This window comes from Bradyrhizobium sp. ARR65, assembly GCF_000472385.1.
Lineage (GTDB): Bacteria > Pseudomonadota > Alphaproteobacteria > Rhizobiales > Xanthobacteraceae > Bradyrhizobium.
This window is the reverse complement of sequence record NZ_AWZU01000003.1, coordinates 197,169-210,281: the sequence shown is the minus strand read 5'-3', so window position 1 is coordinate 210,281 and position 13,113 is coordinate 197,169. Positions and strand designations below refer to the sequence as shown.

12 protein-coding genes are annotated in these 13,113 nt (G+C 63.7%); all 12 read right to left on the bottom strand.

Features of this window, described 5'->3' with window-relative positions; genetic code table 11:
- Window positions 1-39: 39 nt before the first annotated feature.
- The 12 genes from lpxB to pyrH all read right to left on the bottom strand — a co-directional run bounded on the left by lpxB (window position 40) and on the right by pyrH (window position 13,092).
- On the bottom strand, window positions 40-1,236 hold the full coding sequence (gene lpxB, locus F758_RS0105545; protein WP_024506929.1) for a lipid-A-disaccharide synthase: 1,197 nt from the start codon (window positions 1,234-1,236) through the stop codon (window positions 40-42).
- Complete coding sequence (locus F758_RS0105540; RefSeq protein ID WP_024506928.1) at window positions 1,233-2,090, bottom strand: LpxI family protein; 858 nt, start codon at window positions 2,088-2,090, stop codon at window positions 1,233-1,235. Before F758_RS0105540 ends, lpxB begins: the two co-directional genes overlap by 4 nt.
- 20 nt (window positions 2,091-2,110) lie before the next feature.
- On the bottom strand, window positions 2,111-2,914 hold the full coding sequence (gene lpxA / locus F758_RS0105535) for an acyl-ACP--UDP-N-acetylglucosamine O-acyltransferase (protein WP_024506927.1): 804 nt from the start codon (window positions 2,912-2,914) through the stop codon (window positions 2,111-2,113).
- A 287-nt stretch (window positions 2,915-3,201) separates the two neighbouring features.
- On the bottom strand, window positions 3,202-3,660 hold the full coding sequence (gene fabZ, locus F758_RS0105530) for a 3-hydroxyacyl-ACP dehydratase FabZ (protein WP_024506926.1): 459 nt from the start codon (window positions 3,658-3,660) through the stop codon (window positions 3,202-3,204).
- Complete coding sequence (lpxD, locus tag F758_RS0105525; RefSeq protein ID WP_024506925.1) at window positions 3,660-4,739, bottom strand: UDP-3-O-(3-hydroxymyristoyl)glucosamine N-acyltransferase; 1,080 nt, start codon at window positions 4,737-4,739, stop codon at window positions 3,660-3,662. The genes fabZ and lpxD overlap by 1 nt, the downstream gene beginning before the upstream one ends.
- 143 nt (window positions 4,740-4,882) lie before the next feature.
- The gene (gene bamA / locus F758_RS0105520) at window positions 4,883-7,474 is read right to left on the bottom strand and encodes an outer membrane protein assembly factor BamA (RefSeq protein ID WP_024506924.1); all 2,592 of its coding nucleotides are present in this window, start codon (window positions 7,472-7,474) and stop codon (window positions 4,883-4,885) included.
- Between the two features lie 172 nt (window positions 7,475-7,646).
- Complete coding sequence (gene rseP, locus F758_RS0105515) at window positions 7,647-8,798, bottom strand: RIP metalloprotease RseP (protein WP_024506923.1); 1,152 nt, start codon at window positions 8,796-8,798, stop codon at window positions 7,647-7,649.
- A 42-nt stretch (window positions 8,799-8,840) separates the two neighbouring features.
- Window positions 8,841-10,064 (bottom strand): 1-deoxy-D-xylulose-5-phosphate reductoisomerase, encoded by a 1,224-nt coding sequence (gene dxr / locus F758_RS0105510; protein ID WP_024506922.1) that lies wholly within the window; start codon window positions 10,062-10,064, stop codon window positions 8,841-8,843.
- Window positions 10,065-10,068: 4 nt separating this feature from the next.
- A complete protein-coding gene (locus tag F758_RS0105505) occupies window positions 10,069-10,917 on the bottom strand; it encodes a phosphatidate cytidylyltransferase (protein ID WP_024506921.1) in 849 nt (282 codons plus the stop codon).
- Window positions 10,914-11,672 carry an isoprenyl transferase gene (locus F758_RS0105500; RefSeq protein WP_024506920.1) on the bottom strand — a complete coding sequence of 253 codons (759 nt, stop codon included), beginning with the start codon at window positions 11,670-11,672 and terminating at the stop codon, window positions 10,914-10,916. The genes F758_RS0105505 and F758_RS0105500 overlap by 4 nt, the downstream gene beginning before the upstream one ends.
- A gap of 11 nt (window positions 11,673-11,683) precedes the next feature.
- A complete protein-coding gene (frr, locus tag F758_RS0105495; RefSeq protein ID WP_024506919.1) occupies window positions 11,684-12,247 on the bottom strand; it encodes a ribosome recycling factor in 564 nt (187 codons plus the stop codon).
- A 134-nt stretch (window positions 12,248-12,381) separates the two neighbouring features.
- On the bottom strand, window positions 12,382-13,092 hold the full coding sequence (pyrH, locus tag F758_RS0105490; RefSeq protein ID WP_024506918.1) for a UMP kinase: 711 nt from the start codon (window positions 13,090-13,092) through the stop codon (window positions 12,382-12,384).
- Between the last annotated feature and the right edge of the window lie 21 nt (window positions 13,093-13,113).

Sequence of the window (13,113 nt, the reverse complement as noted above, 5' to 3'; positions counted from 1 at the left end):
TGGGCGCGGGCCTTGTCGATTCGCTCAGCGGCGACTGCTCTAATTCGCCCGCCTGCCCTGTCGCATCGTCGCGAGCACGATGTCGGCGGCGCGCACGCTCGGCGGCTCGCCGCCGACCGCCATGATCGTGTCGATCGTCTTGAAAGCTTCGACCTGCCGGCGCCGCTGCGGGCTATCCGCGAGCAGCTCGCGCAGACTGCCTGCCAGATTTTCCGGCGTGCAATCATTCTGGATGAATTCCGGCACGACATTCTGGCCGATCACGAGATTGGCGAGGATCACTGACGACACCTTGATCGCGCGCAGCACGATAAAGGCCTCGATGCTGCCCGCCCGGTAGGCGGCAACCATCGGAACGCCGGATAACGCAAGCTCGAGGGTCACGGTGCCGGATTTGGCAAGCGCCGCGCGGGCGATCCTGAAAGCGGCTCGCTTCTCGGCCTCGCCAATCACGATTTTCGGCTCGACCTGCCAATCGGCGCTGCCGGCGCGAACGGCTTCTACAAGATGCGGCATGGTTGGCAGGATCAGCTCGAAGGCGGCGCCTTGCGCCTGCACCAAGGCCAACGCCTTGCCGAAAATCGTCATGTGATGCCTGATCTCGCTGCGACGGCTGCCGGGCAGCACCAAGAGCACCGGCGGCTCACCATCGCGCCGCTGCTGCTCGGCAGCATTGGGCCGCAGCGTCGCGAGCTGGTCGGTCAGGGGATGGCCGACATAGCTGCAGGGCGGCCCCTGCAGCTTGCGATAGGCCTCCGGCTCGAACGGCAGCAGCGCCAGCACGTGATCGATGTAGCTGCGCATGGTGCGAGCCCGCCCCGGCCGCCACGCCCACACTGTCGGCGAAACATAATCGACGATCGGGATCGCGCCATCGCGGGCGCGCACGCGGCGCGCCACGCGATGGGTGAAGTCCGGGCTATCGATGATCACGAGCACGTCGGGCGCCGCCTCGATCGCGGCAGCCGCGGTGAGCTTGATCAGCCGCAAGATCTTGGGGAGCTGCTTGATGATCGCGGCGAGACCAATGATCGAGAGCTCCTCGATCGGAAACAGCGATGTCAGGCCTTCCTGCGCCATGGCGCGGCCGCCGACGCCCTCGAACCGAACGGCATCGCCGAGCCGCTGGCGCAGCACTTTCATCAGAGCGGCCCCGAGCCGATCGCCGGATTCTTCCGTCGCGATCAGGAAGATCGTCCGTCCGACCACCCCGGACGACTCGCGCGCCGGGCTCACGCGGGCACACCCGTCACAAACAGGCCGTGGGCGTCGGCCTTCTCGATCATGACTTGCGGCTCGGCGACCAGCGTGTTGCCGGCAACGACTGCGATCCCTGCGAGTTTCGCCCTTGCCGCTCCCTCGACCGTGCCCGGGCCGATGGTCGGCAGGTCGAACCGCAGATCCTGGCCGCGCTTCGGCGCCTTCACCAGCACGCCGCGCTTCTCGGCCGCGCGGATGCGGCCCTTTTCGCGCAAGCCCGCAATGCGCGCGAGCAGCCCGTCGGTGCCCTCAATGTCCTCCACGCCCACCACATGGCGATCAATCACGATCACCGCCTGGCCGATATCGAACGGGCTGAGCGCCGCCAGCACCTCGCGCGCCAACGCGATGTCGGTGTTCGCGTCGGGCGTGGGCACGGCCCGGGTCAAGCAGCCCTCGGGCATCAAGATGTCAGGCGCGACATCCTTGACGCCGAGCAGGCGGAAACCGTCGCGCTCGAAAATGCGCCCCACCCCGGACAGCAGATGGTCGTCGCCGCCGCGGAACGCCGCCCACACTTTTGGAAGCACGCGCAGCGTCGCCCAGTCCAGCCGGATTTCCGACAAGGCCGGCCGCGCCAGCGTGCCGATAAAGACGAGATCGCGGCAACCTTCGCTGCGAAACAGCTTTTTCGCGCGTCCATACTGGCCGATGGAGATCCAGTGATGGCGGAAACGACCGAGCTGCCTGCCATCGCAGGCGCCGCGCAGCGCAAACAACACCGGCACGATGCCGCGCGCAAGGAGCGAATCCGCCACCGCAAACGGCATGGCGCCGCCGCCCGCGATCAGGCCGACAGGCGATGATATCTCTTGCGCTCCGTCTGTCATGGCGGGAGCCGGGACCATCGTCAGTGGCGGCTGTTGTCGCCGGCCGGCAGGCAGAGCGGCCGGTGCTTGCCGCCTTCGATGAAGGCCAGGATCTCCGCGATTGCCGGGTCTTCGCTCGCCAAGCCCTGCACGGCGGCCAGCCTTTCGGCGAATACGCCGCGCCCATGAAACAGCTTTTGATAGAAGGCGCGCACGGTCGCGAGCCGCTCGCGGGTGAACTTCCGCCGCTTCATACCGATGATGTTGAGGCCCTCAAGCACCGCATATTGTCCATTGGCGAGCCCGAACGGAATGATGTCGCCGCGCACGCCGCAGACGCCGCCGATCATCACCTGCGAGCCGACGCGCGTGAACTGGTGCACCGCCGACAAGCCGCCGATGTAGACGAAATCGCCGATCTCGCAGTGGCCGCCAAGCGTAGCCGAAGTGGCGAAGATCGCGTCGTTGCCGACCATGCAATCGTGGCCGACGTGGCTGTTGTTCATGAAGAAGCCGCGATCGCCCACGCGCGTCAGCCCGCCGCCTTTGACTGTGCCGACATTCATCGTCACGCCCTCGCGGATCGTGCAGGCGGAGCCGATCTGAAGCCTCGTCGGCTCGCCGCGATAGCTGAGATCCTGCGGGGCGCCGCCCAAGGCCGCGAATGGCGAGATCACGCAATCATCGCCGATCGAGGTATGGCCCGCGACGGACACATGACTCGTCAGCTTGCAATTCTTTCCGATCACGACATGCGGGCCGATGATGCAATAGGGCCCGATGCTCGTGCCCTCGCCAATCACCGCGCCGTCCTCAACGCGTGCGGTCGGATCGATCGTGCTCATGCGCCGCGTGGTCCCCAGCCTGCTCGAAATACTCGCGAATTTTGCGGTGGTTAGCGTGCCATGCAACACCTGTCCAGTGACAGATGGTTGCGCGTTGTTGCGGCATCGCTCGGCAGTCAACGAGCACCCTGGCTAAACCCGTCATCCTGAAGAGCTCGCAACGCCAGCCTCGAAGGATGAACGGCCCCGCTACTGCGCCGGGCCGTTCATCTTTCGAGGCCTCTGCTGCGCTACGGCGCCTCCAGCGACAAACGGCGGAGCCGTTGGCGTGGACGGTCAGAGAGTGTTCAATCCGTCAGCATGGCGCCGACATCGGCCTCGGCGACGACGGTGCCGTTGACCTTGGCCTCACCGTGAAACCACCACATCGCCTTGCGCCGATTGATCAGGCGCATGTGGTACTCGATGGTGTCGCCGGGGATCACGGGTTTGCGGAATTTGCACTTGTCGATGGTGAGGAAATACACCGCGCGCGGCTTTTCGGTGCCTTCAACCGAGCGGATGCCGATCACGCCGGCGGTCTGCGCCATCGCCTCGATCATCATCACGCCGGGATAGACCGGGCGATCCGGAAAATGTCCAAGAAACGGCGGCTCGTTGAACGTCACGTTCTTGATGCCGATGCCGCTGAAATCGGTGCGGATCTTGATCACCCGATCGATCAGCAGCATCGGATAGCGGTGCGGAAGGGTGTTGAGGATGTCGTTGATATCGACCGACTCAAACTTGACCGGTGCCTCCTCCATCACTCCTGTCCTTCGCCCTTCACATCACCCTTGGTCTCGACCTTTTCGCCGCGCGCCAGACGCTCCAGCGCAAGCACCTCTCGGAACCACTGCTTGGTCGGCCTGGCCAGATGACCGCCCCAGCGCGCATTGGCCGGGATGTCGTCCTTCACTGCACTCATGGCCGCGATCTGAGCGCCGTCGCCAATCTTGATGTGGTTGTTGAGCCCTGCCTTCGCGCCAATCGCCACATTGTCGCCGATCGTCAGACTGCCCGCGAGCCCGATCTGGGCCGCCAGCAGGCAGCGCCTGCCGATGCTGACATTGTGACCGATTTGGACCTGGTTGTCGATTTTGGTGCCCTCGCCGATCACGGTATCGCGCAAACTGCCGCGGTCGATCGTGGTTCCCGCACCGATTTCGACGTCGTTCTGGATCAGCACCCGCCCGGTCTGCGGCACCTTCAGATGGCCCTCTGGGCCGAAGAAGACGAAGCCGTAGCCGTCCTGTCCGATATTGCAGCCGGGGTGAATCAAGACGTTGTTGCCGATCATGGCGCATTGGATGGCGCAATGGGCGCCAACGTTGCAGTCCCGGCCGATCTTCACACTGGCGGCGATCACCGCACCGGCGCCGATCACCGTTCCCGAGCCGATCTCGACATTCGGACCAATCACCGCAAGCGGCTCGACGATGACCCCATCCTCCAGCCGCGCCGTCGGATCAATGATCGCGGAGGGCGCGATCCCCTCACAGCCGAACCAGGACTGCGGCCGCAGCGTGTCGTGATGCAGCTCGCGCGCGATCTGCACGAAGGCGCGAAAAGGCTGCTTGGCGCGCAGCACCGCCACATGCGGCGGCACGCTGGCCTCGAACCGCGCGCTCACCAGGCACGCGCCGGCCCTGGTCGCGGCAAGCTGGTCGGAATATTTGAGATTGTCGAAGAACGCCAAGTGCATGGGGCCGGCTTCATCAAGCGATGCCAGCCCTCTCACCTGTTGGCCGGCCCGGGACGGATCGGCCAAATGCGCCCCGGTCAACGCGGCAAGTTCAGCCAGCGTCGATGACCGGGGCTGTTCGAAGAATGTTGGCTGCGCCATTCCCTCCGTCACGGGTTGGGGCGGTAACTGAGCGTGATGATTTCTCAACACGCTTCATGTTTTCGTTTGAGCATCATCTTCCCCGAAAGCCGCTACACGCTTTGCGCCAACGCGGCTCTCCGGGGCCGGATCATGCTCCAGGATCAGAAGCTCGTGCCGCCGCCGAACCTGAACTCCTGCACGCGGTCATACGCACCCTTGGTCAGCGGCACCGCATAGTCGAAGCGCAGCGGACCGAACGGCGACTGCCAGATCAGGCCGATACCGACCGAGGATCGTACGACGTTGCCGTTGTCGTACACCAGCCCCGTACAAGTGCCAGGCTTCGGACCGCCAACGGTGGTGACCTGGGTCGGTGCCGTGCAGTTCGAGTTCTGCGGAGTCGTGATTTCGCCAGTGGCCGCCCAGGTCGTCGGACCCTGATAGTCAAACAAGCCACCCGCGTCGGCATAGACCGCGCCCTTCAGGCCCACTTCCTTGGGCAGGAACCAGAACGGCATCTGCAATTCGAATGATGCACCCCAGTACTTGGTGCCACCGATCGCGTCCATCGTTCCATAGGGATTGATGTCGCGCGGGCCGATGCCGTTCGGCGCGAAGCCGCGGACGAGGTTCGGGCCCATCTGGAAGTGATCCAGCATGCGCAGCTCGTTGTTGCCGACCTTGTTCAGCATACCTGCTTGCAGGTGGATCAAGCCGACGATATCAGCCACCAGCGGGGTGTAGTATTTGCCGTCGATCTGGCTCTTCAGATAAGTGACATCACCCCCGACGCCAGCGAAATCCTGCTTGAAGTCGATCAACAGACCGTCGGTCGGGTTCTTGTTGTTGTCGAGGGTGTTGTAATCCAGCGTGTAACCGAGCGCCGAGGTGAGCGACGAGCCGCCCGCAAGCTCCTTACGCACCGGCAACGAAGCTTCGCCGTCGCTGTAGCACCACAACCCGAGCCCGGAATCGGTGGCGGTTTGCCCCCCTGATGTTACCGAGCCACCTGGCCCAACACCTGGTGCATTCGCCTGCACCCAGGCCGGCGACGGATTGAAGGCCAGCGACGCGTTGTTCGGATTGTTGTTACAGTTGTCGAGATAGTAAGGCAGCGAAATGCTCTGTTGATAGAGCGAGTAGCGGAGCTGCAGCGAGAGGTCTTCGCGCAATTGCAGGCCGAGGCGCGGGCTGAAGCCCACAGTCTTGGTGCCGTACGCGATATAGGAGTTGGGCAACTGCTCGCGGTAGTAGGCATCGAGGCCCAGCGCGATGCGGTAGTCGAGCAGATAAGGCTCGACAAAGGACAGCGAGACGCCGCGCGCATACTGGCCATAGGTCAGCGACGCCTTTGCGAACAGGCCCCGGCCGAGGAAGTTGCGCTCGGAAATGCTGACCTCGCCCAGCGCACCGTCGGTGGTCGAGTAGCCACCCGACACCGAGAAGTCGCCGGTGGATTTCTCTTCAAGATCGACGTTCAGGATTACCCGGTCGCTGGACGAGCCAGGCTCGGTGGTGATCTTCACGCTCTTGAAGAAGTCGAGGTTTTTCAGGCGCCGTTCGGCGCGATCGACCAGCGCACGGTTATAGGCGTCGCCCTCCGAAATATCGAACTCGCGGCGGATCACGTAGTCGCGGGTCCGTGTGTTGCCGCGGACGTTGATGCGCTCGATATAGGTGCGCGGGCCCTCCTCGATCGAAAACACGATCGAGACGGTGTGATTGTCGAAATTGCGGTCGCCGCGCGGACGCACCACCGCGAACGCGTAACCGCGTCGTGAAGCCTCGATCTGCATCGATTCGACCGACTTCTCCACCGCTTCGGCGTTGTAGAGCGAACCGACCGACACGTAGGAGAAGCTCGAGAGCGTATTGGGGTCGAAGTTGGCAATGCTCGATTCGAACCTGACCGAGGCGACGCGGTATTGCTGGCCTTCCTCGATCTTGAACGTAACGAGGAAGCCCTTCCTTTCCGGGTCATATTCGGTCAGCGCCGCGACCACCTGCACGTCGGCAAAGCCGTGCTTCAGATAGAAGCGGCGAATCAGGTCGCGGTCGGCCTCGACGCGGTCCGGATCGTAGACGTCGCCATTGCCGAGGAAGCTCAGCAGGTTCGTCTCGTGCGTCTTGATGACGTCCTTCAGGCGGTAGGACGAATAATAATTGTTGCCGACGAATTCGATGGATTTGACGCCGGTCTTCGGCCCTTCCTCGATCGTAAAGATGAGGTCGACGCGGTTGTTCGGCTGCTCGATGATTTCGGGCGTCACATGCACGTCGTAACGGCCGGAGCGGCGATAGATCTCGGCGATACGCAGCGCGTCCGCCTGCACCATGGGACGGGAGAAGGTACCGCGCGGCTTGGACTGGATCTCGGCCGAAAGCTGCTCGTCCTTGATCTTCTTATTACCCTCGAAGGCAATGCGGTTGATCACAGGGTTTTCGATCACCGAGACCACCAGGTGGCCGCCAACGCGGTTGATCTTTACGTCCTGGAACAGGCCGGTCTCGATCAGCGCCTTCAGGCCGTCGTCGATGGCCGCCGCATCCAGCGCGCCATTGGGCCCCGGCTTGAAATAAGAGCGGATGGTATCGGCTTCGACGCGCCGGTTCCCCTCCACCTGGATCGAGGCCACCGTCTCGGCGGCGGCCGGAGAAGACACGGCAACGGCTGCCAGCTCGGCAGCCACCGGCACGGCGAACATGATCAGGGCGGCGAGCATGCCCCCCCGCACTCGCATTCCAAACTTCATGCGCAACGCGCCCTTGTCATTCCAGTGTCGGAACGCACCCCCGCGCCCCGACAGATTCGCTTCGTCACCCTGCTTCTAGCCAGTTTCACGCATGTGGCAAACGGCCGAGGGCGCTGCATTTCCATTTTCATTCCAAGGCGTTGCCATTAGGCAACGCCACAAAAAAGCCGCTTCACGATGCCGCGAAGTGCAGAATGTCATTGTAAGTCGCAAACACCATCAGCATGAGCACCAGACCGAGCCCGATTCGGAACCCCATCTCTTGGGCCCGCTCCGACAGCGGACGGCCCCGCACCGCTTCCACGGCATAGAACAGAAGGTGACCACCATCGAGCAGTGGAACCGGGAACAGGTTCAAGAGCCCGATGGAAATCGAAAGCACCGCAGCCAGGTGAATCAGCGGTGCAAGTCCGATCGTGGCGACCTGCCCGGAAATCTGCGCGATCCGCAGCGGCCCGCCGACCTGATCGGCAGCCTCGCGGCCGGTGAAAACGCCGCCGATATAGGCGAGCGTCCGGTCGATCACGAACCAGGTTTCCTTCACGCCGAGCCACAGCGCCGTAGCCGGATCGACACGCTCGGTCAGGACATCGCCGGCCGCCGTCTGGCGGGTGATCCCGAGCACGCCGCCCCGATGCACGTTCCCAAACGGGTCTTTCACTTCCCTTAATTCCGGCGTGCCGTGCAGCGTCACGGTGGCATCGCCGCGCTTGACCGTGAAGGTCAGATGATCGCCCGGGTGGGTGCTGACGATCCGCTGCATGTCATTGAAACTGTCGATCTTGCTGCCGTCGATCGACAGCACGACGTCGCCGACCTCGAAACCGGCCGCGGCCGCTGGGCTATTCGCCTCCACCTTGTCGACCCGCGCCGTCGTGCTGGGCTTGCCGAAGAAGGTGAACAGGCAGGTGAAGATCACGATCGCCAGCAGGAAGTTGGCGATCGGACCGGCCGCAACGATCGCGGCGCGCGGACCGACCTTCTTGTGATGGAAGCTGCCCGCGCGCTCTTCCTCGGTCATGTTGGCGAGCGCGTGAGCCGATGGCGTGGAAGCCTCGGTGTCGTCGCCCAGGAATTTCACATAGCCGCCGAGCGGTACCGCCGAGATCCTCCAGCGCGTCCCGTGCCGGTCATTAAAGCCGACGAGCTCCGGACCGAAGCCCAGCGAGAACGTCAACACCTTCACGCCAGCCCAACGGGCGACCAAAAAGTGACCGAGCTCGTGAAAGAAAACGACGATGGTCAGGACGAACAGGAAGGGGATCACGTAGCCAATGAAGCCATGACCCAACGTATTGAAACTATGCAGAAAAACTTCGGACATCAGATTCCCCTCAAGCAGAGCCTGAGGCCCCGTCCCCGACCCCTAGGATGCCCTTAGGGCAATTTGAGGCAAGAGGGAGGCAGCTCTGTTTCGCGCGTTATGGTCAACAGCGATGGCGTCGTCGGCAGAGCTCAGCGGCGCCAGATTGGTAGAACGGCTCCAGGCCTCCATCGTTGCCTCGACAAGACGCGCAATCGCGCCGAACTTGATCTGGCCGGCGATGAAGGCCGCAACCGCCACTTCGTTCGCGGCATTGAAAACAGTGGTGGCGCCGCGGCCCATGCGCAACGCTTCATAGGCCAGGCGAAGGCCCGGGAAACGTTCAAAATCCGGTGCTTCGAACGTCAACTGGCCGATCTTGGCGAGATCGAGCTTCGCCGAAGGCCCTTTGATGCGTTCCGGCCATCCCAGGCAGTGCGCGATCGGGATGCGCATGTCGGGAGTCCCGAGCTGGGCCACCACCGAGCGATCCGAAAACTCCACCATGCCGTGCACGATCGATTGCGGATGCACCAGCACGTCGATCTCTTCCGGCTTGAGCGAGAACAGATAGGAGGCTTCGATCACCTCGAGGCCCTTGTTCATCATCGACGCCGAATCGATGGTGATCTTCTGTCCCATGCTCCAGTTCGGATGTTTCAACGCCTGCGCGAGCGTTGCCTGCTCGATGTCGGCCGGCGCCCAGGTCCTGAACGGCCCGCCGGAGGCCGTGATGATGACCCGCACCAGCTCCTCGCGATGACCGGAGGACAGCGCCTGAAACAAAGCGTTGTGCTCGGAATCCGCCGGCAGAATGCAGGCGCCCGCCTTCGCCGCGCGCTGCATGAAAAAGTCGCCGGCGCAAACCAGGCATTCCTTGTTGGCGAGCGCCACGGTCGCACCGCGATCGACCGCGGCCAGCGCGGGCTTCAAGCCGGCAGCGCCGGAGACCGCGGCCATGACCCAATCCGCCGGCCGCGCCGCGGCTTCGATCACGGCGCTGGCGCCTGCCCCGCATTCGATGCCGGTGCCGGCTAGCGCCTCGCGCAATTCGCTGAGGCGCGCCGGGTCGGCAACCGCGGCAAAACGCACGCCGAACTCCTTGGCGAGTTTTGCCAAGCCTTGCACGTTGCTGTTGCCGGTCAGCGCTTCGACCCGGTAGCGGTCGCGCGCGCTACGCAGCAGATCCATGGTGCTGTCGCCGATCGAGCCGGTCGCGCCCAGCACGGTGACGCTACGGATGGCCGCGTTGGCCGTCTTATTGCTACGCAGTGGAACAGCGTTCATCGTTTCACCAAATCATAAGACCGCGGCCGATGCCATCCACACCGTGCCGCAAAATTCCGAAAATCATGGCGAGCACAATCGCAGCAACCAGGCCGTCGAGCCGGTCCATCAGCCCGCCATGACCCGGGATGAGATGGCTGGAGTCCTTCACCCCAAAACGGCGTTTGATCGCGGATTCAAAGAGATCGCCAAGTTGCCCGGCGACCGACAACACGCCGGCCAGGGCAAGCAGCGGTAAGGTCCTGCCGACGCCGGACGCGACGAAGCCGACCGCAATCACGAGGCTTGCGACAAAGCCGCCGATGGCTCCCGCCCAGGTCTTGTTCGGGCTGACCCGCGGCCAGAGCTTCGGCCCCCCGATACCGCGCCCGGCGAAATAACCGCCGATATCTGTGGCCCAGGCGACCAGCAGAACGAAGATCAGCGCGACAAAGCCCATATCGGGGTCGGCGCGAACCAGCACTGCGGCAAATTGCGCGGCGGTCGCATAGAGAAATCCGCCCGTGGTCCAGCCGCGGCGCTGCCGCGAGAGCAACGCGACCCCGATCAGCCCCAAGGCCGAGATGATCAGCGCCGCGTCAAGCCTGCCGAGCGCAAGGCATAAGCCGCTCAGCGCGAGCGCCACCACGCCGCTCACCACGACGCGCATCTGGTGCACGGCGCCGACGAGCATGAGCCATTCGACATTAAGGCCGATCACCGCAAGCGCGACCAGTGCGGTCCACAGCCAGCCGCCGACATAGGCGCACACCAGCGCCAGCGGGACCAGCACCGCGGCGGCTAAAACGCGCATCAGAAGATTGCGCGACGGCGGCCCGGCAAGGGCCGCGGGCACTTCCTCACCTTTGCTCACGATGCGGTTTTCGCAACCAGACCGCCGAACCGGCGCTCTCGCCTGGCGTATTCGGCGATCGCTCCTTCGAGCGCGGCCTTGTCGAAATCCGGCCAATGCATCGGCACGAACACGAGTTCGCTATAGGCCGCCTGCCACATGAGAAAATTCGACAACCGCTGTTCACCGCTGGTGCGGATGATCAGGTCGGGATGGGGAATATCGGGCGCGTCGAGATATTGGCCGAGCACATCCGCATCGATCGTCTCGGGGGCGCGCTTGCCTTCGGCGACTTCTCGCGCCAGCCGCTGCGCGGCGCGCGCGATCTCCTGCCGCGATCCATAGTTGAAGGCGACCACGAGATTGAGGCGGGTGTTGTTGCGCGTGAGCTCTTCGGCCTCGCTCAAAAGCGCGCAGATATCGGGCTCGAGACCCTCGCGCTCCCCAATCACACGGACGCGCACGCCGTCCCGGTGCAGGCTGGCCAGGTCGTTGCGAATGAAGCGGCGTAACAGCCCGAACAGATCGCCGATCTCGCTGGCCGGCCGCGACCAGTTTTCGGCGCTGAAGGAGAAAATGGTCAGGTGATGGATGCCGAGTTCGTGCGCCGCACGAACCACGCGCCGCAACGCCTCAACCCCGCGGCGATGTCCCTCGGCGCGAGGCAGGCCGCGCGCCGCCGCCCAGCGTCCGTTGCCGTCCATGATGATGGCGACGTGCAACTGACCGTCGGATCGGTCCGTTCCTTGCCTGTCGGGGACGGCGGCCTTGGACATCGGATGATCCTTCAAACCGTGAGGATTTCTTTTTCCTTGGCCGCAAGCAATTGATCGATCTCCGCGATCGTCCCGTCGGTCGCCTTCTGCACGTCGGCAGCCAAGCGCTCCTGATCGTCCTCGGAGATCTCGTGGCTCTTCTCCAGCTTCTTGACGAGGTCGAGGCCGTCGCGCCGCACATGCCTGACGGCCACGCGCGCGGCTTCGGCATATTTGTGCGCGACCTTCACCAGCTCCTTACGGCGCTCTTCGTTGAGCTCGGGGATGCGCAGCCGAAGCACCTGCCCTTCGGTCGCGGGCGAGAGCCCGAGATTGGAATCGATGATCGCCTTCTCGACCGCCTTGACCATCGACTTGTCCCAGACCTGCACCGAGATCATCCGCGGCTCGGGCACGCTAATGGTCGCAACCTGATTCAGCGGCATGTGCGAGCCATAGGCGTCGACCTGCACCGGCTCAAGCATCGAGGCCGAGGCGCGCCCCGTGCGCAAACCGCTCAGTTCATGCTTGAGCGCCTGGGTTGCGCCTTGCATCCGACGCTTCAATTCGTTGATGTCGAAATTACCCGTGGGCATAACGCTCTCCCATCATTACAAAACTCTTTAGGCCGTCGGCCGGCGCGTATCAGTTCAGCGGACCGCCATCTTCTTCTTGAACATGACCTTTTCAGAAAAGCCGACACCCGGTTTTCCGGATCATGCTCAAAGCATCAACCGGCGACGACGGTTCCACGCCCCGTCCCACGCAGCATCGCACTGATCGAGCCGGGCTCGGAAATCGAAAACACGATGATAGGCAGCGACGTCTCGCGGGCAAGCGCGAATGCGGTCGCGTCCATGACCTTGTAGCCACCCTCGATCGCCTGCGTATGGGTCAGCCGTTCGAAGCGCTTGGCGGAAGGGTCTATCTTGGGATCGGCGCTGTAGACCCCGTCCACGTTGGTGGCTTTGAGCACCGCCTGCGCGTCGATTTCGGCGGCGCGCAACACGGCGGTGGTATCTGTGGTGAAGAAGGGATTGCCGGTTCCACCGCCGAGCAGCACGATGCGCCCTTCGGCAAGATATTTGTGCGTCGCACCGCGGGTGAACAATTCGCAGATCTCGGGCATGACGAAAGCCGAAAGCGTCTTGGCCGGCGCGCCCTTGCCCTCGATCGCCGCCTCCAGCGCGAGACAGTTCATAACCGTGGCCAACATGCCCATGGTGTCGCCGGTCGAACGCGACATGCCGCGCGCGGAGACACCACGAATCATGTTGCCGCCACCAACCACCACCGCGATCTCGGCGCCGAGCTCGCGGGCCGCGATCAAATCGGAGGCGATGCGATCGATGGTCGGCTGATCTAAACCGAAGGGCTGGCTGCCTGCGAGATATTCGCCCGACAGCTTGATCACCACGCGACGATAGACCGGCTTAGCCATTCGCATTCGCTTTCGCTTGCG

Coding starts and splice junctions, on each gene's coding strand:
- F758_RS0105540 (WP_024506928.1), bottom strand. CDS start 2,090: ATGACAGACGGAGCGCAAGAGATATCATCGCCTGTCGGCCTGATCGCG.
- lpxA (WP_024506927.1), bottom strand. CDS start 2,914: ATGAGCACGATCGATCCGACCGCACGCGTTGAGGACGGCGCGGTGATT.
- fabZ (WP_024506926.1), bottom strand. CDS start 3,660: ATGGAGGAGGCACCGGTCAAGTTTGAGTCGGTCGATATCAACGACATC.
- lpxD (WP_024506925.1), bottom strand. CDS start 4,739: ATGGCGCAGCCAACATTCTTCGAACAGCCCCGGTCATCGACGCTGGCT.
- bamA (WP_024506924.1), bottom strand. CDS start 7,474: ATGAAGTTTGGAATGCGAGTGCGGGGGGGCATGCTCGCCGCCCTGATC.
- rseP (WP_024506923.1), bottom strand. CDS start 8,798: ATGTCCGAAGTTTTTCTGCATAGTTTCAATACGTTGGGTCATGGCTTC.
- dxr (WP_024506922.1), bottom strand. CDS start 10,064: ATGAACGCTGTTCCACTGCGTAGCAATAAGACGGCCAACGCGGCCATC.
- F758_RS0105500 (WP_024506920.1), bottom strand. CDS start 11,672: ATGTCCAAGGCCGCCGTCCCCGACAGGCAAGGAACGGACCGATCCGAC.
- frr (WP_024506919.1), bottom strand. CDS start 12,247: ATGCCCACGGGTAATTTCGACATCAACGAATTGAAGCGTCGGATGCAA.
- pyrH (WP_024506918.1), bottom strand. CDS start 13,092: ATGGCTAAGCCGGTCTATCGTCGCGTGGTGATCAAGCTGTCGGGCGAA.